Annotated in this window: 16 protein-coding genes and 2 pseudogenes; 8 read left to right on the top strand and 10 right to left on the bottom strand. The window is 67.4% G+C overall.

Going from position 1 to position 18,790, the window contains the following annotated elements; genetic code table 11:
• Together ABZY31_RS21795 and ABZY31_RS21800 are read left to right on the top strand one after the other, a co-directional pair.
• Nucleotides 1-113, top strand: a pseudogene (locus ABZY31_RS21795) (IS630 family transposase); the annotation flags it as partial.
• A 1,097-nt stretch (nt 114-1,210) separates the two neighbouring features.
• Complete coding sequence (locus tag ABZY31_RS21800; protein ID WP_356412785.1) at nt 1,211-2,083, top strand: hypothetical protein; 873 nt, start codon at nt 1,211-1,213, stop codon at nt 2,081-2,083.
• A 185-nt stretch (nt 2,084-2,268) separates the two neighbouring features.
• On the opposite strand, the gene ABZY31_RS21805 is transcribed toward ABZY31_RS21800, so the two are convergent.
• Nucleotides 2,269-3,186 carry an NADP-dependent oxidoreductase gene (locus ABZY31_RS21805; protein ID WP_356412786.1) on the bottom strand — a complete coding sequence of 306 codons (918 nt, stop codon included), beginning with the start codon at nt 3,184-3,186 and terminating at the stop codon, nt 2,269-2,271.
• A 3-nt stretch (nt 3,187-3,189) separates the two neighbouring features.
• Here ABZY31_RS21805 and ABZY31_RS21810 point away from each other — a divergent pair, with 3 nt between their 5' ends.
• The 3 genes from ABZY31_RS21810 to ABZY31_RS21820 all read left to right on the top strand — a co-directional run bounded on the left by ABZY31_RS21810 (nt 3,190) and on the right by ABZY31_RS21820 (nt 5,605).
• Entirely contained in the window at nt 3,190-3,351 is a 162-nt protein-coding gene (locus ABZY31_RS21810) for a hypothetical protein (RefSeq protein ID WP_356412788.1), read from the top strand.
• A gap of 804 nt (nt 3,352-4,155) precedes the next feature.
• On the top strand, nt 4,156-4,572 hold the full coding sequence (locus ABZY31_RS21815) for a hypothetical protein (protein ID WP_356412790.1): 417 nt from the start codon (nt 4,156-4,158) through the stop codon (nt 4,570-4,572).
• 154 nt (nt 4,573-4,726) lie between these two features.
• Nucleotides 4,727-5,605 carry an AraC family transcriptional regulator gene (locus ABZY31_RS21820; protein WP_356412792.1) on the top strand — a complete coding sequence of 293 codons (879 nt, stop codon included), beginning with the start codon at nt 4,727-4,729 and terminating at the stop codon, nt 5,603-5,605.
• A gap of 666 nt (nt 5,606-6,271) precedes the next feature.
• Here the strand turns inward: ABZY31_RS21820 and ABZY31_RS21825 are convergent.
• From ABZY31_RS21825 to ABZY31_RS21840, 4 genes are read right to left on the bottom strand one after another with little or no spacing between them, the layout of a single operon-like run.
• Entirely contained in the window at nt 6,272-6,760 is a 489-nt protein-coding gene (locus ABZY31_RS21825) for a hypothetical protein (protein ID WP_356412794.1), read from the bottom strand.
• A 21-nt stretch (nt 6,761-6,781) separates the two neighbouring features.
• On the bottom strand, nt 6,782-11,494 hold the full coding sequence (locus ABZY31_RS21830) for a putative T7SS-secreted protein (protein ID WP_356412796.1): 4,713 nt from the start codon (nt 11,492-11,494) through the stop codon (nt 6,782-6,784).
• Nucleotides 11,494-12,144 (bottom strand): hypothetical protein, encoded by a 651-nt coding sequence (locus ABZY31_RS21835; protein ID WP_356412798.1) that lies wholly within the window; start codon nt 12,142-12,144, stop codon nt 11,494-11,496. Before ABZY31_RS21835 ends, ABZY31_RS21830 begins: the two co-directional genes overlap by 1 nt.
• The gene (locus tag ABZY31_RS21840; protein WP_356412800.1) at nt 12,141-12,665 is read right to left on the bottom strand and encodes an SseB family protein; all 525 of its coding nucleotides are present in this window, start codon (nt 12,663-12,665) and stop codon (nt 12,141-12,143) included. The genes ABZY31_RS21835 and ABZY31_RS21840 overlap by 4 nt, the downstream gene beginning before the upstream one ends.
• Before the next feature lie 321 nt (nt 12,666-12,986).
• On the opposite strand from ABZY31_RS21840, the gene ABZY31_RS21845 reads away from it, so the two are divergent.
• Both ABZY31_RS21845 and ABZY31_RS21850 read left to right on the top strand, forming a co-directional pair.
• Nucleotides 12,987-13,244 (top strand): hypothetical protein, encoded by a 258-nt coding sequence (locus tag ABZY31_RS21845; protein WP_356412801.1) that lies wholly within the window; start codon nt 12,987-12,989, stop codon nt 13,242-13,244.
• A 4-nt stretch (nt 13,245-13,248) separates the two neighbouring features.
• On the top strand, nt 13,249-13,422 hold the full coding sequence (locus ABZY31_RS21850; RefSeq protein WP_356412803.1) for a hypothetical protein: 174 nt from the start codon (nt 13,249-13,251) through the stop codon (nt 13,420-13,422).
• Between the two features lie 570 nt (nt 13,423-13,992).
• On the opposite strand, the gene ABZY31_RS21855 is transcribed toward ABZY31_RS21850, so the two are convergent.
• From ABZY31_RS21855 to ABZY31_RS21865, 3 genes are all read right to left on the bottom strand, one after another.
• Nucleotides 13,993-14,253, bottom strand: coding sequence for a hypothetical protein (locus ABZY31_RS21855; protein WP_356412805.1), 261 nt, complete (start codon nt 14,251-14,253; stop codon nt 13,993-13,995).
• Nucleotides 14,250-14,939: a hypothetical protein gene (locus ABZY31_RS21860; RefSeq protein WP_356412806.1), complete on the bottom strand. Its 690-nt coding sequence runs from the start codon at nt 14,937-14,939 to the stop codon at nt 14,250-14,252. Before ABZY31_RS21860 ends, ABZY31_RS21855 begins: the two co-directional genes overlap by 4 nt.
• Before the next feature lie 230 nt (nt 14,940-15,169).
• Entirely contained in the window at nt 15,170-15,760 is a 591-nt protein-coding gene (locus tag ABZY31_RS21865) for a terminal protein (protein ID WP_356412807.1), read from the bottom strand.
• Between the two features lie 91 nt (nt 15,761-15,851).
• On the opposite strand from ABZY31_RS21865, the pseudogene ABZY31_RS21870 reads away from it, so the two are divergent.
• Nucleotides 15,852-16,408 (top strand): annotated as a pseudogene (locus ABZY31_RS21870) (DUF6233 domain-containing protein).
• 9 nt (nt 16,409-16,417) lie between these two features.
• On the opposite strand, the gene ABZY31_RS21875 reads toward ABZY31_RS21870, so the two are convergent.
• Both ABZY31_RS21875 and ABZY31_RS21880 read right to left on the bottom strand, forming a co-directional pair.
• A complete protein-coding gene (locus tag ABZY31_RS21875; RefSeq protein ID WP_356412808.1) occupies nt 16,418-17,341 on the bottom strand; it encodes a hypothetical protein in 924 nt (307 codons plus the stop codon).
• A 529-nt stretch (nt 17,342-17,870) separates the two neighbouring features.
• Nucleotides 17,871-18,629 (bottom strand): hypothetical protein, encoded by a 759-nt coding sequence (locus ABZY31_RS21880; protein WP_356412810.1) that lies wholly within the window; start codon nt 18,627-18,629, stop codon nt 17,871-17,873.
• Nucleotides 18,630-18,790 lie beyond the last annotated feature (161 nt).

Consider the following 18,790-nt stretch of genomic DNA (forward strand, 5'->3'; position numbering starts at 1 on the left):
ACCAGAACGCCCGCCACCCCGACGTCCTCGCCGCCCAACGACGCGAACGCGCCAGAATCCGCAGCGAAAGAGGCCTTCGCTGGGGCGGCAGACCCATACCCATCGCGGCCTGACCACCCAACCCGGCGAACCTTCCCGGTCACGGCACTAGGACGGCCAGGATGTCTGCGTACTCGGCCTCGTTCCCTGCCGCTGTGGGGACGGGAACAGGCCGGGGCCCGCGCTGCCGACGACGGGCGGGCGGATCAGATGTCACAGGACCTCCTTGTTACTCAGGCGGTCCGAGGGTATCCAAAAAATCAACTGCTGCTTTTCTTTTGCTGCGTCGGCGCGCCGGAACTCGCCTCTGGGTGGGGTCTCGGGGAGGCGCTGTTCGATCCGGCCGTTGAAAGTACACCAATCGTGAAGTTATTTCGCGAACAAGCGCCGAAAGTACACGGCTGCTTGACTTTTTTGTGTCGAGATGGCGGCACATTCGGGTGTCTCAGCGTTCGAGCAGAGGAGCCCTGTCGGCCCGAGGGTCGCCTCGCTGACCTGCGACGACGCCGAGCCTCAAGGCGCTGTCAGAAAGTACATGGCTGCTTGAGTTTTCAGCGAAATGTGCTCGCCAGGTATACATCTCGGAGGACCAAATGTGTCCTGGGGGACACATGCCCTGCGACGAACCCGCAGGTCAGAGGCTTAAAATCGCGGCACCCTCTTATTAAAGAGCGCAACTTGACCGACGGCCTCCGGGAGGGTCATCTCCCCTTGGGCCAGGTACATCTGACGTGTGTTGAGCACTCTGCGGGGGCCTTCCGAAGGTGCTCATGTGCTCCGGAGGACACACGCACACAGGACCGGCTTGTACTTCGGACCTGTTCCCCCTGGCTTGGTTACTTGCTCCACTCCCCGAACACCAGCCGACGCACCCGCACTTGCTTCAGCCCGCGGTCAGCGAACTCACAGGGTCATCCCCTCCCCAGCCTCATACGTGGTGGAGTACGGATGCTGCATGGCCCTCGTGCCCAGTGAGGGCGCCCAGCGCCCGAGGGGTGCACCACCGACCGTCAGGGAGGTGGGGCAGGGCGCGAGGGTGAGCGGGTCCAGGGCGCCCGAGCGCCTGGCGAGGGGGTCTGGGGGGCGAGTAGCCCCCCATGCCACGGCCGGTCCAGCGCGGCCAGGCGCTGGCGGGGTCCAGGGGCTGGCCCCTGGGATTCACGGTCCGGTGATGACGGCAGACAAGAACACCGGTCACGCAGCCGTAGTTGACGGGGGCGGACCGTTGTCGCTGCGGCGGTGCGATCCTGAGCGGATGAACGAGGCATCCGCTGCGCTGGCGACCGCTGGGTGGCCGCTGAATGCGACTGGGGAGACGGCTTGGTTGCGGGAGCTGACCGATGACGACGGGCTTACCGGCTTCATGCCACCGGCACTGCCCGACGCCGCCTGGGTTCTCCACTCCATGTACGAGCACAATCTCGGGCCCACCGACATGTCCTATGTCGCGTATCGGCGAGCTGTGTTGAATGGAGGCGGGTCCGAGATCATTCCGGGCCTCGACCCCGGGGACGTGTTCAACGGGCCGCCGGGCGAGCACCGCGGCCCCCGTTGGCGCCGGCTGCGCTGGGCGGAACTCTCCCGGCGGACCGGTGATCCAGTCGCTTCTGAGGGTCAGCTGCCCTGCTACCGCTCCTTCCCCTCGCTCCGGGAGCCGAGCGGCTGGCCTGTCGGTATCGACGGGCCGTCTGAGGGCAGCATGGACCGCACCGACTGGAATCGGCTGATCGACATCCTCACCGAGCACAGCCCGCAGGGTGCACAAACCCGCTGCCTGGCCTACTACAACCCGCTGTTGCAGAGGGCTGAAGACTTCGACAATCTGCACGTCCGGGACGGCACGCTCGTGGATGCCAAGGCGCTGTACGACCACCCGGAGGAGGACGGTTGGACCCCGTCCAACCTCTGGGCCCACGACCGGTCCTGGGTCCTCTGCACGGACTACGACCTCTGGGCCACGAAGGTGGCGGGCCCCGCCCCGCTCATCGAGGCCTTCCTGAACGACACGGAAATCGAGGCCGTCCGACTGCCCTGGGCCCTCTGACCTTGGCCGCCAGCGGTATAGAAGCGACCATGGGTGGCCGAGAAGCCACATGAAGCGCCCGCCACATGGCCGCTATGCCGAGGTGAGATCGGGGTGGGGCACTCCCCGTGACCGGTGCGACGCAGGAGTGCTTCTGCACGGGTCGAGAGCCCGGATGGATCTGTGCCCGCCTCGGGCAGCCGCAGCTAGGGCCGGAGCACGATCTTGCCGTGGGTGTGCTGCTGCTCCAGCTCGCGGAAGGCGTCCCGCACATGTTCCAGTGGATAGGTGCGGGCGATCGGCACCTCCAGCTCCACGCGGGCGGCAAGCCGGGCCAGCTCGCCGAGCACGACGGCACACGCCGCCGCACCTTCTCCGTAGGTCCGCGCGCCGACCTTGGCCGCGCCCTGCCAGTCGCAGATCGTGTCGATTCGCTCGGGCCGCACGCCCAGCCCTACTGCCAGTGCCACGTAGCCGTCGCCGAAAGTGTCGATGAACGCGTCCACCCTGCCGCCGGACGCCTGACGGATCCGCTCGGCCACACCCGGCCCGTACGCGACCGGCAGGACACCACGATCCTTCAACCAAGCGTGGTTCCGCTCGCTCGCCAGCCCGATCACCGTGGCGCCGCGCCGCCGCGCGAGCTGCACGGCAAGCGACCCAACTCCGCCCGCCGCACCGGAGACGACGACCGTATCGTCCGGGCCGGGGTCCACCGCGAACACGGTGGCGTAGGCAGTCGTGCCGGCCACGTACAGAGCCCCGGCCACCTCCCAGGCCAACCCCGCCGGACGGGAGACCAGGTTCACGTCGTCGACCACAACGAACTGCGCATGGCTGGCCCGCCTGTGAGTGAAGCCCACAACCTCATCGCCCACCGCGAAACCCCGGACGTGCGGGCCGACTTCCACCACGATGCCGGCCAGATCGCTACCCTGCCCGGAGGGAAACGCCGCCGGCCAGCGGTCATGCAGCGCACCCGTGCGGATATGCGCCTCGCCCGGCTGGATCCCGGCCGCACGGACCTCGACCAGCACCTGCCCAGGACCGGGCACCGGCCGCTCCACCTCCTCCACCCGCAGCACATCGATCCCGCCGTACTCGTGAAACCGCACCGCCTGCATTGCGTGATCACCGCACTCTCTCGTTCGGACAAGACGTGGCCCGCCGCACACCAGAGGGCCGACACCGACCGTGCCAACGCGTTCAAAGACCAAACGCCGATCCGTATTCCCAAAACCACCACCGACAGCAACGCCGTCAGCGCCCAGGACCCATCCATGGCCTGACTCCCACCATCAACTCAGACCCCCGGCAGATCGACGGAAAGTGACGGCAGACATGACCGTATGAGGGGAATCCTCAATGGCCGCTGGCACCTGAGCTTCGTTTCCAAGGGAAGGTGTGGCTGTCAGGCGGCAGTCACTTAGCGGCCATCAAAACAGGCCTTACGGTTCCACCTCTTCATCGGGAAGCCTCTTCGCTTAAGTAGGCGCTCAGCTGGCGACGACGGGTCGACGAGCTTGGTCATCGGCGTGTCAATTGCCTCTGCGACCCCATGTGTCGGGGCCGTCGTAGATGTGGGCCCTCAGACAGTGGGGGGCGTCAAAGCCTGAAGCTTCGCCGCGGTAGACGGCAACCAGCGAATTCTTGCCCCGCCACCAAGTGTCCGCGAGGCCCTGGACTTCAGGTACCGGTTCGAGCCCTTCGAGGTCCAGCTCAGCGACGGCACTGCCCTTGATCTTCGTGATGGGTTTGGCCCAGTAGCCCGCGTGGCTGGCCAACGCGAGGGCTTGAAGCACGCACTCGCAATTGAGCCGATCAGAGGAGTTTGAGGAGCCTCACTTGTAGTTCAGGATGACAGGAACGCCCTGAGTGGCCCGCTGCGGGGCTGTGAGGCGACGGAAGGTCTCATCACCCAGGGGCCATTGGGATCGGACCTCTGGGGGGCCATTCTGTGGGCCGGTTTTGGGCGGGTGCGCCGCAAATCCGGACTTGGGGCGCCTGGTCTGGCCTGGCTCGCCGGAGGCTGACCGCTCGCACTGATGCATGACCGCCGATGGGTCGAGACATCCTGCTGAGAGACTGGGGCGATGGAAGAACTCGCCGGACAAGGGCTGGCCGACGTGATCGCCGCCGCCGAATCTCCGGCCTGGTCCGTGAGAGCCGCTGCCGGACGTCGTCTGGCGGCAGTGACTGAGATCGAGAGTGTCGCCGGTGTCCTGCGCCGCCTCCTCCTGGACCAGCAGGACACCGGGGTGACCTCGGATACCGCGTCGGCTCTTCTGGCGCGGAGGGATCTGGCCGGCCTGCGCCTCGTGCTCACGGCCCGTGCAGTCGCACCTGGCGACGGAACCGCTGATCAGCTCGATGCGGAACTTGACTGCGACCCTCGGTGGACGGGCGAAGAGGACAGTAGCGAGCTGATTGCGCAGCTGCGGACATTGGCGTCGGATCAGGACCCCGACGTCCGTAGCGAAGCCCTCCTGCGACTTTCGAGCTGCCGCTGACCGGAAGGCGGCGGCCGATCTTCGGTGGGTTGGTCAGCCGTCAGTCCTCAATGGACGGGGCCGTCGTCGACCCGACTCGATCGGGCACGAGATGTCGGGTCCGCCCCGGTGGTTGCTGTCTAGCGTGGTGGTCGTCAAGAGGAAGGAGGCCGGGATGCTGGAGCGGCTGAACCAGGCGATGGAGCACATCGAGCGTCATCTCGACCAGACCATCGAGGTGGAGGAGCTGGCACGGATCGCGGCCACGTCCGAGTACCACCTGCGGCGGATGTTCTCGGCGCTCGCGGGCATGCCGTTGTCGGAGTATGTCCGGCGCCGTCGGCTGACCCTTGCGGGCGCCGAGGTACTCGCGGGGCGTGACACGTTGCTGGACATCGCGGTGCACTACGGGTACGGCTCGGGCGAGGCGTTCGCGCGGGCGTTCCGCTCCATGCACGGCGTCGGGCCGGGCGAGGCCCGCCGTACGGGCGCCGCGCTCAACTCCCAGTCCCGGATGGCCTTCCGCCTCACCATCGAAGGGAGTAGCAATATGCGATACCGGATTGTGGACAAGGCGGAGTTCAGCGTCGTCGGGTTCAAGGCGCGGGTACCGCTCGTGCACGCGGGACCCAACCAGGCGATCATCGACTTCGTTCGCGGGATCGATCGGCCGGCCCTGGAAGGCCTGGAGAAACTGTCGGATCAGGAGCCTCACGGCATCGTCGCGGTCTGTGACGGCCTGGACCCCAGCCGCGCCGAGGGCACCGAACTCGACTACTACCAGGGCGTCATCACATCCGCTCCCCCGGCTATGCCCGAGGGAGCGACCACGCTGGCCGTACCGGCCGGCACGTGGGCGGTCTTCTGCGCCTCCGGACCGGCGCCGCAGGCCATCCAGGAGCTGTGGCGGGACGTCTTCACCGAGTGGTTCCCGTCGAACCCGTACCGGAGTCGTACCGGCCCTGAGCTACTGCGCATCCGGATGTCAGGGGACAAGCCCGGCGCCGACGCTGACGCCGAGCTGTGGCTTCCCGTTGAGCCGGAGCACGGCTGACACCGGACGGCTGCGGCGCTATCCGCGCCAGTGGTTGGTGTCCACGATCTGCCCGGTCTCCAGGTCGATTCGGGCTTGGAAATCGCCTCCGTGCGCGTGCTCATGATCATGAGCGGTCGGCCATCCTGCGGTACAGCGAGGTCGAAGCCGTGCACATCGCTCGGCGTGTACACCAGGTCACGCGGCGGTGCAGCCGGGAACCGTTCCGAGCCGTCGGCCCGGAAGACCACCGCATTGTCCGGCGGCGTGAACGGTGCGTGTTGATGGCTTCCACCACAACGACCAGCGTCTCGTCGTACTCCCGCCACGGCATGACATCCTGCGGCGGACGCTCGTACGGCTTCTCGACGGTCCCGGCGGGGCCGCTCCACCGGAATGTGCTGTCGCCTTGGGCCCATGTGACCACGAGGCCGGGATCTGATTCTGTCACTTGGGGATCTCCGTTGGTGTGCCGCATGGAATGAGTCGGGACCTGTCTGCCCTCTCTCATCTTTATCTGGGTTACGCCGCCCGGCAGCGGGCCCAGCTTCGGGTCCACCGGGGCCCGATGATGCTCTCCTGGACGAGAACCGGGTCACCGTCCGAGATCCGGTAACGCTGCGAGGCTCCGGCCTCCCCTGGGCACGTATCTCCCCGGGGGAAGGAACCGCTTCGCGCCGACGCCGTTCAGTTCCGCTTGCCGCCGTCGCCCAGGGTGAGTTCGGCGACCGCCCCGTCCTGGACGTTCTCGATGTCACGGATGTACGGCGCGGTGTTCGGATCGTGTGTGCAGAAGGTCACCGTCGCTGTCAGGAGATCGTCGTCGACGCCGCCCATGGAGAGGATGATGTAGGCCAGCACTTCGCGGTCCCCGAACCGCCGTTCCGCTTCCGTGAGACATGCGAACGCGTAGGCGAAGCACCTCCGGAGGAGGGGGACTGCCCGCTCGGCCTCCGCCGTCGGCAGATCGTAGTCGGTCATCCCCCGCCCGTTGATCGATGTCTCCTCCTGAAGCACGTCGTAATAGGAGGCGGTGGCGTCCGGAATCAGGCCAGTCAGCACACGTGCGCCGTTAGAGGTGTACGACCATCCCTCCTCCTTGACCTCGCGGAACATGGGCGGGATGTCCTCGTCGGTCAGGTCGGCAAGGGAGTGTTCCGCCAGGAGTGCGGCCATCTTCGAATTCTTTTTCATGCCCTATCCCTCCCCGAGAGCGGAGAGGCCCTTTCTGATCGCGCCAATGAATCCCGGGGTTTTCCCCACGGCCTTTTCGATGGACCGTGGGAGTCCCTCGAACTTCCCCGTGTCGAAATCGTACTGGTACTTGGCACCCTTGTTGCCCTGGTCCTGGAAGTGCAGCTGCCCGGCCCGCCCGCCTGGATCCGGGTTCTCGACATCGATGCGGTACTGCCCGTGATTCCAGAGGGTTTTGCTGGTGATCTGGGTACCGTTGGCCCCGATCATGGCGTTCGCATCATGATCCTTGATGCCGTAGAGGTCGCGCATATTCGCTCTGCGCCGATCCACGACATCGCTGTGGTACGGATCTTTTTCGAAACCGGGCTGAGAGCTGTAGCCCTCTCGGAGAGGCGTGTAGTCGGGCGCCAGGCCCAGGGGATCACACCACGTCAAGGGGTTATGCACATACGTCGACGGATTGGGCGCGGGTGCCAGCCCTAGCGGATCCGTGGAAAGGTAGCGTGCGGTCTCAGGGTCGTAGTGACGGAAGAAGTTGTAGTGCAGGCCGGATTCGGGGTCGAAGTACTGGCCCGGGAATCGCAGCGGCGTGTATGCCGTACTCGACCTGTTCCAGGTCGTGGTGCCCCACAGTGTGCTGCGAGCCCGCCACACCACGCGGCCCGACTCGTCGATCATTTCGCTCGGGGTACCGACGAGGTCGGTTATGAGGGCGAAGAAGCGCTCGTCGATCGTCTCGTGTGCGTCCGCACCCGCGAGCAGCCGCTCGGTCTGGGCGAGCGGCCGTGCTCCCTTGTGGTCCCAGGTAATCGCCACGGGATGAGGCAGGTCGGGCGCGGACGCGACCTGTTCGCACAAAGTGGCTCCGTCCCAGCTGAAGACGACGTGTTCCAGAACCGCCGCTCCGTCTTCGCCGAGCCGTTGCTTGGAGATGCGGCGGCCCATCGGGTCGTAGAGATAGCGCCACACCGTGCCGTCCGGTGTGGTGACACCAGCGAGACGGTCGTCCGCATCCCAGGTGTAGGACCAGGTATCCGGTTTGCGTGAGAGGCGCCTCTTCTGCCGCACAGTGATCCGGCCGAGTTCGTCATGTTCGTACCGGACGTTCCCAGCCGCGACGAGCGCGGTTCCTTGGTACGAACGGCGGCCGGTTGCCTCCGGCGCAGCGTGCGACCCGGGCCAGTGGGCCTCCGTCTGGTTCGCGGCATGGTCATAGGCATACCGCTCGGTCCAGTTTGCGGCGTGAACCGCGGTCACACGGCCTGCGGCATCGAGATCGAATCGCTTGGCACCCGCGTGCTGGTCGACGAGAGCGACGAGGTTTCCGTCCGCACGGTAGGAGTAGTCCCGGCGTTGGATCCCGCGCCCGTGGCTCGTCACCTGCTGGCCGAGCAGGCGTCCCATGGCGTCGACCTGTGACAGCAGAGTGAGGGAATCGCCGATGTACCGGGCGATCTCGTGGCCCGTGGCGTCATGCTCGAAAGTGATCGAGCGGTCCGAGGTGGTCAACGAGGCGCGGCGGCCGGCGGCGTCGTAGCCCCAGCGACTCACGACACCGCTCGGTGTGGTGCGGCCCGTCCTTCGCCCAAGTACGTCGTACGTGAAGCTGATCGTCCGCCCGTTCACGGTCTCGGACACGATGCGGCCGTGGCGGTCACGGATACAGGTGATCGTCGCGTCCGGACCGACCGCTCGGGTGACTTGGTCGAAGAGGTCGTACTCGAATGTCGTTACGGAGCCGTCGGCATCTCTGGACACCACGTTGTCGAGCACGTCGCGCTCGTAGCGCACCACTCGGCCCATGGCATCGGTACGCGTGATCATGCGCCCGGCGGCATCACGCTCGTACGTGAGGCTTCTGCCGTCGAAGTCGTTCTCGGAGATCAGGCGGCCGGCGGCGTCGTACTCGTAGTCCCAGGTCATGCCCAAGGGGTTGAGGACTTGGGTAAGGCGCAGCTGTCGGTCGTGCTGAAATTCGTATCGAGTGCCGTCGGGCTCGGTACGAGCCGCCATGAGATCGAAATGGGTGTACTCGAAACGTGAGACCGCTTCCATGGCGTCCGTGTGAGTGAGGCAGTTCCCTTCACCGTCGTACGTCCATGACTGCTCGGAACCGTCACTGTCGACGCGCCGGGCGAGCCTGCCCTCTTGTGTCCACTCGAACCGGGTGATGCTGCCGACCGGGTCGATGGTGCACGTCGGGCGGCCGAACGCGTCGTGTTCAATCCGACTCGTATGTCCCAGAGGGTCGGTAATCCTGATGGGGAGACCAGCAGCATTGCTTTGGATGCGGGTGGTGTTGCCGAGCGCGTCGGTGACCTGGGTGGTGCGGCCGCTCTGGTCGTAGACGAAACGGGTGACGGCGCCTGCCGAATCCGTGATCGCGATTCCATTGCCCCGCTCGTCGTACTCCCTGCGTACCGTCGTCCGGTCGGGATAGGTGATTCGAGTCGGGCGCCCCATCGCGTTGTAGTCCACGGACAGTTCTCGGCCGTCCGGTCGCGTCACCTTCGTGGGATGACCCGCATCGTCGTACACGAAGGATGTGGTGCGCCCAAGAGGATCTGTGTAGGAGAGGAGGCGGTTGCGCTGATCGCGCTCGAAACGTGTGACCGCGCCGTGTGGGTCGATCTCCGCTGCGATCTGATGAGCCTCGTTGACGAGGTACCGGTGAACCGCACCGTCCCCGGTGACCGCCGTCGTGACGCGCTGGCCCGTCCGCAGGTCGTCGCGGTATTCCAGCTGCAGGGTGACATGCCCCTCCGTACCGCCTTCGGCGACGCAGCGGTCTTGCTCGTCGTAGGCGTACTCGTACCGGCTGCCGTTCGTGTCGGTCCACGAGGTCACGCGGCCATGCTCGTCGTACGTGAACCGCAACGGCAGGCCGGACGAATTCGTCACCTCGGTGAGGTGACCATCGGCGTAGCCGTAACGGAGGATGTCCTGATCGCTGCCGTCAGGCGCCGCCCCGGCCAGGCGCAGCCCGGTGATCCGTCCGCACGACGTGGTCAGCTTCAGATGGTAGCCGCCGTGGTGGACGATCTCTGTGGGAGCGCCGACGTCGTCGTAGCCGAATGTGATCCAGTTCCCGTTGCGGTCGTCAATCTGGCTGAGCAGTGCCTCACCGCCGCGGAGGACCTCGAAGTGCCGTACGTGGCCCGTGTCGGGATCGGTGAGGGTGTACGCGCCGTGCTGGTCGCGGTCGAGTGGCCAGCGGGGGCCGTGGCTCGGCACGACGGGAACGCCCGGGGCGGGATGGGGATAGGCGAGCAGCAGTCCGTCCTCCGACGCGAAGACGATTCCCTCCGCGTCGATCTCCAATCGCTGATCGGCAGTAGACGACCACGAGGAACCGAACCAGCGGCCGGCACGGTAGTCGGAGGCGACCCTGCGTCGGAAAACGAGCGGGAGGACGCCGGGGAGCACGATGTCCGTCTGCGGAAGGTACATGGCGCCGGTCGCCAGGTCGATCGGGTCGGACGGGTCGTTCTCGGCCGCCCTTTCCGTACGGGATGGCTTGGCAGGGTCGGAGACACCCTTGCGCGCTGGGCCCGGTAGATCGCTTTCCAGCCCGTGCTTGAGACCGTTCCGCATTCCTGCGCGCAGGCCTCCCCGGAGCAGACCTGCGCCCTTGGTGCCGACCAGTTCGGGGACGAGTCGGCCGATGAACTCGGAGGGGTCGCCGTTGGCCGCGTCCCAGGCGTTCTTGAGTGCGCGGTCGGGGTTGGCGGCGGTGGAGACGAGGCCGGCGAGCGTCGTGTTGATGCCCTTGTAGTACTCGGCGGGGTGGGTGAGGTTGTAGGGATCCGTGGGGTTCACGGAGCGGACGAAGTTGACCAGGCCGGCGGTGCCCTTGACGATGCCGCCGCCGAAGTGGGCCAGTTCGACGCTCTGGGCGACGCCGTAGTCGCCGATCTCGAGCATGGCCTTTTCCCGGCCGGTGGGCTCCTTGGGGGCATGGGCCATGGCGGCGCTGACCGCGTTCTTGGCCGTCGCGGCGGCTTCCTTGCGGGTCTCGCGGGCGGCTTTGAGGATCTCCTGTGCGCGCTGGCGTTTGGCCTGGCCGGGGTCGGTGAACTCGCCGGGGAGGGGCAGCGGGCTGGTGCTGTTGCGGGCGGCGTTGTAGGCGTCGACCTTCTTGTTGTAGGCGTGGACGGCCGTGTTGGAGTCCTGGGTGCCCTCCTTGTAGAGGGCGATCGCCTCGCGGGCCTTGCCCTGTGCGGTGGTGATGGCGGTGGAGTACGTCTCCAGGGCTTTGGCGGCGTTCTCGAAGGCGTCGGAGGCGTGGAGCCAGTCCGTGGGCAGGGTCTGGAAGTGCTCGCGGAAGCTGTTGGCGGCTTCGCCCTTCCAGTGGTCGGAGTCCAGGCCCTTCATTCCGGCGCCTACGAGGTCGAAGGCCCGGTGGAAGTCGCGGAGGTTCTTGACCGTCTCGGCGATCTTCTCGGGGTTGCCGTGGACCAGCTCGTTGGCCTCTTCGGTCTGGCCGAGCTGCTGTTCGCCGACGTCCGCGCCGAGGGAGGAGGCGGTTTCGTCGCCCCAGTCCTCGACCGCGTCCGCCCAGTCGTGGGCGCCGACCTTCTCCAGGCCCTCCCCCGCGACGTCGGTGGCCTTGTCGATGCCTTCGCCGACGAGCTTCTTGCCCTTGTCGATGCCCTTGTCGACGAGGTCGATCCCCTTGTCCGCGAGGTGGCCCAGGCCGTCCCAGCTCACCATCAGCGCTCACCCCGGTGTGAGCGCTCGGCCTGCTCCACGGCCTGCTCCGACGGATCGAAGGATTCGCGCAGCTCCTCGCCCGCCTTCTCCCGCACGGTGGGATCCAGGAGACCGTAGCGCTCCATGTCTTCCATCTTTGTGTCCAAGGCGTCGTACGCGGTGTCCTTCCAGGTCTGCTTCACGTCCTGGTTGGCCTGGGAAAACGATTCTGCGCTGAAGTCGGGACGGTCCGTCGCCATCTGGGAGCTGACCTGGTCCCAGCTCATCTCCTTGACGTCGTCCTCCGACAGGTGCGGGTTCCCGTTGAGGGAGTTCACGCCGATCTTGAACGAGTCCTTGATGTAACGCTCCTGCTCCGCGAACGAGCCAGCAGACAGGCCGACCTCCTGCGCGAACGAGTTCCCGCGCAGAGTCAGCGCCCGGACCCCCCACTCCCAGCGGTCACAGAACGTTTTGAACTCCGACGTCAGCGCGCTGTCCCCCAGCTCCAGCCCTGACAGTGCGAGCCCGGCGAACCCGCGGCCCGCCGATGCCCGGCCGATGACCCCGAGATCCTTCAGTTCAGCGTGCGCGAGATCGATACCGCTCGCGATCTTCGCCAGAGCCTCGGCCGGTGCCTGGAGGTCGGGGCCGCCCCCGCCCCCGCTCATCGGGCGCCCTCCAGGTCGACGGCGACGGCAGCCGGGACAATGCCCCGGACCGGCGGGAAGAGCATCCCGTCCGGGCTGCCCGCATCCAGCGCCACACCGCCCGGCCCCGGCAGCAACGGCACCATCACATCCAACAGCCGCGCACCCAGGAGCGTCTGATAGCTCCACTCCCGGCCGGCCTCCCCCCGCGCCCACGCGAAGGCGGCCAGCGCCGCCTCGTCGGAGAACGCGCAGATCCACCGCACGCCGTCCTGGTCCGCGGTCCACAGACTGCCCTGGTCGTCGAGCGGCACGAGTACGGCCGTACGCCGGAATTCACCCAGCAGGATCGCGAACCGCCGCCGCGCGGCTGCCAGCTCGTCAGGGGGCGGGGCATCTGCCGCCGGTGCCTGCTCGACGGGCTGTGGTGCGGGCGAGGCCGGCGGCGCGCTCGACGGACCTCGCTGGTCGGCCGCTTCAGCCAAGTCGGCAAGCCTGGTGCGCCCCATGGGCGACGGTATGTGTTCCCCGTTGTCACTCACCAGCCGAATCCTCACACGGGAGACTTTCCACGTGCAACGTCGGCCGGGCTTATGGCCAAAAACCCTGTCACGCAGTGGGCAGGGATGGCGCGGCGAGGCCTTGGCGGGCCATTCAGATGCGTTCAGTCGGCGTCATGGTGCTCGGGTCGTAGCCGCTCCGCGGTGGTGCAGGCGTTGGCCAAGAGCGTCAACCTGGTGCTGGGCCCAAAGGTGCAGTTAGGGGGCGGTGCATCAGATGCGGTGTGCGGCCCTCGATCGGGTGCGCCACCGGGGGTGTTGTGGGTGAGCCTGATGGTGAGGGAGTTGGTGAACGGGGCTGCAGTGGCAACTCGTCGCGCTCTGCTGGAGGCCCAGACCAGGTCCCATGACACCCGGGCGGCCATCACCGCGCCCCACATCCGCCTTCAGGTCCTGGTCCCCGAGTTGGCCAGCCCCGCACAGCAAGCCGCAGATGCCACGTACGCCCTGCGCAAGGCCATCGACCGGCCCGAACTGGACGCCCGGCGGCATGCGGCCAAGGACGCATCCATTGCATTCATAGCCGCGGCCGCCACGCTGCTGAGCCCCGACCATCGCTGACTGAGTGCTCTCGCCTTCCGAGTGCGCGTCGGTTCTGGCCCGGCTGGAGGCGATCACCAACCAGTGGGCACCGGAGGGCAGCGACCAGCTCCTCCAGCAGCACATCGAAGACGCCCGCCAGCTGGCGAGCGTCCTGCGACTCTGCGTCGACAAGGACGTCCCGCTGGTCTTCCTCTGAAGCCCACAACCACGGAGCCCACTTACGGGACAGCCCTGAGCCAGGACTACCGCAGCGTGATCCAGGCCTTGTCGCGCTCTTGATCGTCCTTGCGTTCGCTTGCCACCCTGCGATTGCGTAGCTCCACCGCGTCCGCGAGGTCTTTGAGCAACTGCGCCCAGTCCATGTCCCGCACAACGTCCGTGGTCGGGCGGGAGTGACGGGCAGCGGCGTGTGGGCGCTCGGGGTCCGGGCGGGGTGGAGTGGTGCAACGCGGGGGTGCAACATGCCTGCTCGCGTTGCACCGGAGGCGTCTTCGCAGGTCAGACCGCAACAGGGGGTCTGTTGCGGTGTGTTGCGCGAGTGCGTTGCACGGCAGTGTTGCACCCCGTATGCAACCAAGGGTGACGAGCGCCGAGCTCGCGGGTCTGGGGCCTCACAGCTCACAGGCCGGACGGTCTGGAAGCTGTTCACCAGGGGGAACAGCCCGCTACCTCATAGGCAAACAGGGCATACAGTCGCATTTAGCCTCACTGCTCACAGGCTGGCTGACAGGGTGTTGTGAGGTGTTGTTGTCGCTCAGCGTGAACCTCACAGCAGGCGTGGGAGGAAGCAGTCGCACTGCTCGCACGTGTCGCAGCCGGCGCAGTCGAGGCAGAAGGCGAGCGGCCATAGCCCGGGGCAGGAGCAGATCGGGTTGTAGTCGGGGTCGCCTTGGCCGGGGTAGAGCGGTTCGCCGAAGGGCGGCTCGGTCCAGGCTTCGACGGTCCCGTCGGCGCGCAGTTCCTCGTAGTGGTGGCCGATGTCGCTGTGCTCCTCCCACACGGCGACGACCTCCTGGCCGCGCTTCATGCCCGGCTCCCCGGCGTGATGGCGCGGGTGAGGAACGCGGCGAGTTCGCCGGCGTCCTCGGAGTCGGCGATGGCGAGGCGGGCCGCGAAGGGCAGCTGGTCGACGTCGGCGCAGGCCACGAGCTGGGTGAGGGCCGCGAGCAGCGCGGCGTGGGCGAGGACCGGCGGGTGCAGGAGGCCGGCTGCGCCTTCGCGGGTGGCCGGGTCGGCGTAGTGCCCGCGGTGAGCGGCGAGGGGGCGGGCGAGCCAGGCGTCGACGTCGGGCTGCATGTACGCCCCGGCGCGGCGGGTGAGCTCGTCGCGGACCGCTTCGTCGCCGTGGTGGCGGGGCTCGATCTGATCCAGGGTGCCGGGGTCGCGCAGCGCCTGGAGCTCGTCGGCGCGGGCCGCGATCCGCATCGCTTCCCGCAGCTCGGCTTCCTGGGCGGCGGCGGCCGCGGCGTCGGCGGCGGCCGCGGCGTCGGCGGGGGCCGCGGCGTCGGCGGCGAGCTCGGCCTGGACGACGTCGTCGACGTCCGGGTCATACACGGCGCCCGGACCGGCAGCGGCGAGCAGCGCGGCGATGCGCTCCCACTCCACGAGCTCCGCCGGGCCGCGGAGGTCGTCGGCCAGGTCCTCGTACCGGGACGCCTGCCGCGCGTCGAACCGTGCCTCCTCGAGGGCGGCCGCGACGGCGCCGACGTCCATCCCCTTCGGCTGGCGCCGTACGACACGGCGGCCGATCCGGGCCGGGTCGACCGGCCCGCGGGGCGCGGCGACGTGTGGAGGGAGCGGATGGCGCGCTGTGCGCCGGGTCGGCCAGGGCGTGGTCGTCGCGGCCTCGCAATCGGTGTCCGGAATCAGGGAGCGGGCCGCCGCCAGAACGTTGTCAGCGGCCCACCGAATACGGTTTATAGCAGGCTCGGAATGTGGCCGGGTCAGAGGCGGAAATTTATGGACTGGACGTGTGTGAAATCTGCGCGAAGGCCCTTTGCTCGGGTGCCCCATTCCGTGAAATAGGACTCGGTGATGGCCTCGGCGACGAGCGGATGCAGGTCCTCCTCCGTCGCTCCGGCTGCCTGGAGCTCCAGGATCTGCTTCGCGTAGGTGGGTGAGATGTCCGTGGTGATGGAGCGCTCGCGGCCGTCGTCCGAGCTGCCCTTGCAGGTGAATCCGAAGTAGGCGACCACGTCCACCATCATGCCGCTTGTGGTGGACGCCCGTTCGCGTACCTGTGCTCTGACCTGCGGTTGCCACTCGGATTCGGTCTCCTCCACCAGGGCAGCCTGGAGCCGCTTCTGCGGGGTCGTCAGGCTCCCGGCGCGGTAGCGCTCCACCGTCCGGCGCGAGACGCCCAAGCGGTCGGCCAGGGCCTTGGACGAGCCCTTCGCCCGCGTGAGGAGGAATTTCATCTGTGCCTTTGCGGATTTCGGCGCGGGCCGGGTGAAGACCTTCCGCTCCGCCCGCGCGAGGGCCTCCAGGGCCATGCCGCGGCCCAAGGCTGGCTGCCGTGCGTCGTCGTTCGTCATACCGCGATGCTGTGCGCCTCGGCCTGTGGACAGAGACCGCGTTCGTGCAGGTCACTGGGGTGCTGTCGGGGTCGGCGCCTACGGTGGAGGCATGACGACGTCCTCCGCCCCCTCCGAGCCGGTGCCGGTCCCCATCCGGGTGCTGCTGCCCGGGAACCAAGAGGTCGTCGCTCGCCTGTGGTCGAAGCGCCAGGTGCGCGACGGCTGGCTGTACGAGGTTGGCCTCCCCGCGTACCGCAACGGCCCGTCGGGGGACACGGTAGAGCCGGTCGAGTACCGTGTCTGGGTTCGCGCGCCGCACCACGTACGCCCCGTGGAGGGCGTCTCGTACGACGGCGTGCCCGTCGAGTACCTGGAGCCGGCGTCGCTCGTGGAGCGCAAGCTGGGGCCGCGCCGCCCGTCCGGCTGGGTACTGGCGAAGGCCGGCGGCCGCGGGCCCGGCGGGGCACCCTCCAATCCGTCGACTGCGAGGAGACCCCGGCCGGGGCGCCGGTGCTCACCCAGAACCGGGCCCTGGACGCGGCGCAGCACCCGGGCACCCGGCTGTGCTCTCTGTGCGGGGCGGCGGCCGAACTGGACCCGGTCCTCGCGGGCTTCGACCGCGGCTTCGACCGCGGCTTCGACCGCGGCTTCGACCGCGAGAACTGACGTGGGTACTTACTGGGACCCCTGAGGCTGCGGAATGCCGGGGAGGTTGACAAGTACGCCCTGCAGAAGCGCGTTCACGTATGCGCGCGGCGGAAGGTCGTGCATGTCGATTCGGCTGGGCTGGGTGCTGATCTGCCGGTGCAGGACGTCATCAGCGGAGTTGCGGAACTCGGCGAGCTTCTTGACGTACGCCTTGTCGGTCCTCCCCCAGGGGAAGCTGGCGACCACTCCCTGGAAGGCGCTCTGGCCGAAGGCCGGCGGGACGTGGTCGAGGATTGCGCGCAGCAGCATCTGGCATGCGTACGGGTTCTCGGCAGCATGGTTGGTGTTGAGCTCGCACGCCAGGGCCACCAGCTTGTCCACCCGCAGGGCCGTGTCCTTGGCTTCCAGATCGGCGATCAGACCCTCGTCGACATACGAGCCGGGCGCGGGCACAGGGAACGGTGCCGGAGCGGTTTGAGCGGGGACCGGGAGCTCCCCAGCCATCTCGGTAATGAGGCGTGACGTGGTACGCACGTACTGCTCGAGGTCCGTCGCCTCCCGATATTTGCGGAGCTCCCGGTCAAGTTCGCGCCACCAGATGCCTTCCTCGGTGGTTCCACTGGAGCCGACCCAGGTGGCGGGCTCCAGCCTCAGGATGTCGGGGAGACGTGCCAGGAAGTCCTTTGGCAGGCCGGGGAGCGCTCCGGCGATGTCGGCGAGGGTGTAGCGCGGCTTCGTGGCGTCCTGCGTCGACACCGGCGCGTTGCGCTGGAGGGCGACGAGCGTGTGGAGCGTCTGCAAGAAGGGCTCGCCGATGTACGGCTGGAGCTCGGGCAGGTGCAATGAGGCCGCGACTGTGAGGGCGGGCCGGTCGTCGTCGGTGATGTGGTGGCTGCGGACCGGGGAGCAAGGGGTTATCAGACGACGCCCGGCACCCCGCCGATGGGTCATTTCTTGACCTCTTCCGACGACTTCATTGAGACCTTGTTTCCGTTGGGCTTCTAATTGCATCAGGAGGACAGACGTCCTCCTTGAGTAGTTCACTTTCGAGGGGGATGGCTCCGATGCAAATCGCCACCATATTCAAGAGGACCCTTTCCGTTGCGGCTGCGGTCGCCGTTCTCGGCGGTATCCCGGTCATTACAGCCACGTCGGCCAGCGCGGACCCCAGCTGCATCACCAGCGCGAACTCCACGGTCAATTGGGCCAAGCAGAAGGTGACGGTAAACGTCACCAGCAACCCCTGCAGCCGCCAGGTACGCGCCTGGGCCGAATGTGTTACCGAGAGCGGTGGCTCGTTCCAGAGGACCAGTGGATCCATTTCCGGCACGGGGAGCGCTACTGCCGACTGCGGCACCGCATACGTCAACCGGAAGGGACATGAGGTATACGTTCCCGGTCAGGGCTGGGCGCGATACGTTTACTAGAAAGAGGAAAGGTGCCCCTGCGCCCGAAGGCTCAGGGGCACCTTTCCTCTTTGCTATGTGTGGTCATTTTGGAGTGTTCGATGCGACCGGCCCGCCGCCGGTTGGACGGCAGCCCTCGAGAGCGCCGTGACGGCACGGCGCAGTGAGCCCACACAGTGGGGGAGCGTGCTGCGAAAGGCCTCTGCCAGCCCTATCAGACTCAGCGACCCGACCGGAACGCCGAATCTGATGATCGGAGCGGCGATCATCAGGGTCCCCGCCGCGGGGCCGGCCGATGCGACCCAGCCGCGGCACCTGATCGCCTGACGCTGTTCGAGGTCCGTGTGGGGAAGGTCCAGATGGGCCAGGATCGCGAGTCCGGCGGCGTCGGCGTCGAGTGGGTGGGGGCTGCCCAGCTCTTCATGCGGTAGCTGCGGATCTGCAGTTTCCGACTGCCGGGCGACGCACATCTGCATGGGTACATCGGTCAGGACCGCCACGTGCAGGCTCGCCGTGTGTCCGGACTCCCGGCTGAGCGCGGCGAGGGACTGTTTGCTTGCACCCGGGGCGAGCAGTGCCTGGTGTGCCGGGATGGTCCAGTTCTCCGGCTCGTCGGCCAGGGCGTAATGCCCGTGACTGGGCTGCCGGATGAATCCGTTCCGCAGGCCCGACACGATGTGGCGCTGGACAGTGGAGCGGCTGAGTGTGGTCCGGCCGACGATGGCGCGCAGCGCGTGCGGGCCGTCGCCCAGGCCTCGTATCGCCCCGAGTACTTGGAAGGTCCGGTCCGAGACGCGTTCGCCTTCCTTGCCTGTGTGGTGTGGATCAGGCACGGCTACCTCCCCTTGGGTTGTGTGTGAGGTGACGTCCGGGGAAGCTACGTGATCATCCTGTTCGGCCTCCGCACGGCTTCGACAGAGACTTGACATCGAATCCGCAGGAGCCCTCCGTAGCGTCTGTTGCGCCTGGTCAGGAGATCAGGCACAGAGCCTTG

It is taken from the genome of Streptomyces sp. NPDC006529 (assembly GCF_040611795.1).
In the GTDB taxonomy this organism is placed as follows: domain Bacteria; phylum Actinomycetota; class Actinomycetes; order Streptomycetales; family Streptomycetaceae; genus Streptomyces.

Coding starts and splice junctions, on each gene's coding strand:
- ABZY31_RS21855 (WP_356412805.1), bottom strand. CDS start 14,253: ATGAAGCGCGGCCAGGAGGTCGTCGCCGTGTGGGAGGAGCACAGCGAC.
- ABZY31_RS21800 (WP_356412785.1), top strand. CDS start 1,211: ATGACGGCAGACAAGAACACCGGTCACGCAGCCGTAGTTGACGGGGGC.
- ABZY31_RS21805 (WP_356412786.1), bottom strand. CDS start 3,186: ATGCAGGCGGTGCGGTTTCACGAGTACGGCGGGATCGATGTGCTGCGG.
- ABZY31_RS21835 (WP_356412798.1), bottom strand. CDS start 12,144: ATGAGCGGGGGCGGGGGCGGCCCCGACCTCCAGGCACCGGCCGAGGCT.
- ABZY31_RS21820 (WP_356412792.1), top strand. CDS start 4,727: ATGCTGGAGCGGCTGAACCAGGCGATGGAGCACATCGAGCGTCATCTC.
- ABZY31_RS21815 (WP_356412790.1), top strand. CDS start 4,156: ATGGAAGAACTCGCCGGACAAGGGCTGGCCGACGTGATCGCCGCCGCC.
- ABZY31_RS21875 (WP_356412808.1), bottom strand. CDS start 17,341: ATGACCCATCGGCGGGGTGCCGGGCGTCGTCTGATAACCCCTTGCTCC.
- ABZY31_RS21865 (WP_356412807.1), bottom strand. CDS start 15,760: ATGACGAACGACGACGCACGGCAGCCAGCCTTGGGCCGCGGCATGGCC.
- ABZY31_RS21825 (WP_356412794.1), bottom strand. CDS start 6,760: ATGGCCGCACTCCTGGCGGAACACTCCCTTGCCGACCTGACCGACGAG.
- ABZY31_RS21830 (WP_356412796.1), bottom strand. CDS start 11,494: ATGGTGAGCTGGGACGGCCTGGGCCACCTCGCGGACAAGGGGATCGAC.
- ABZY31_RS21860 (WP_356412806.1), bottom strand. CDS start 14,939: ATGGACGTCGGCGCCGTCGCGGCCGCCCTCGAGGAGGCACGGTTCGAC.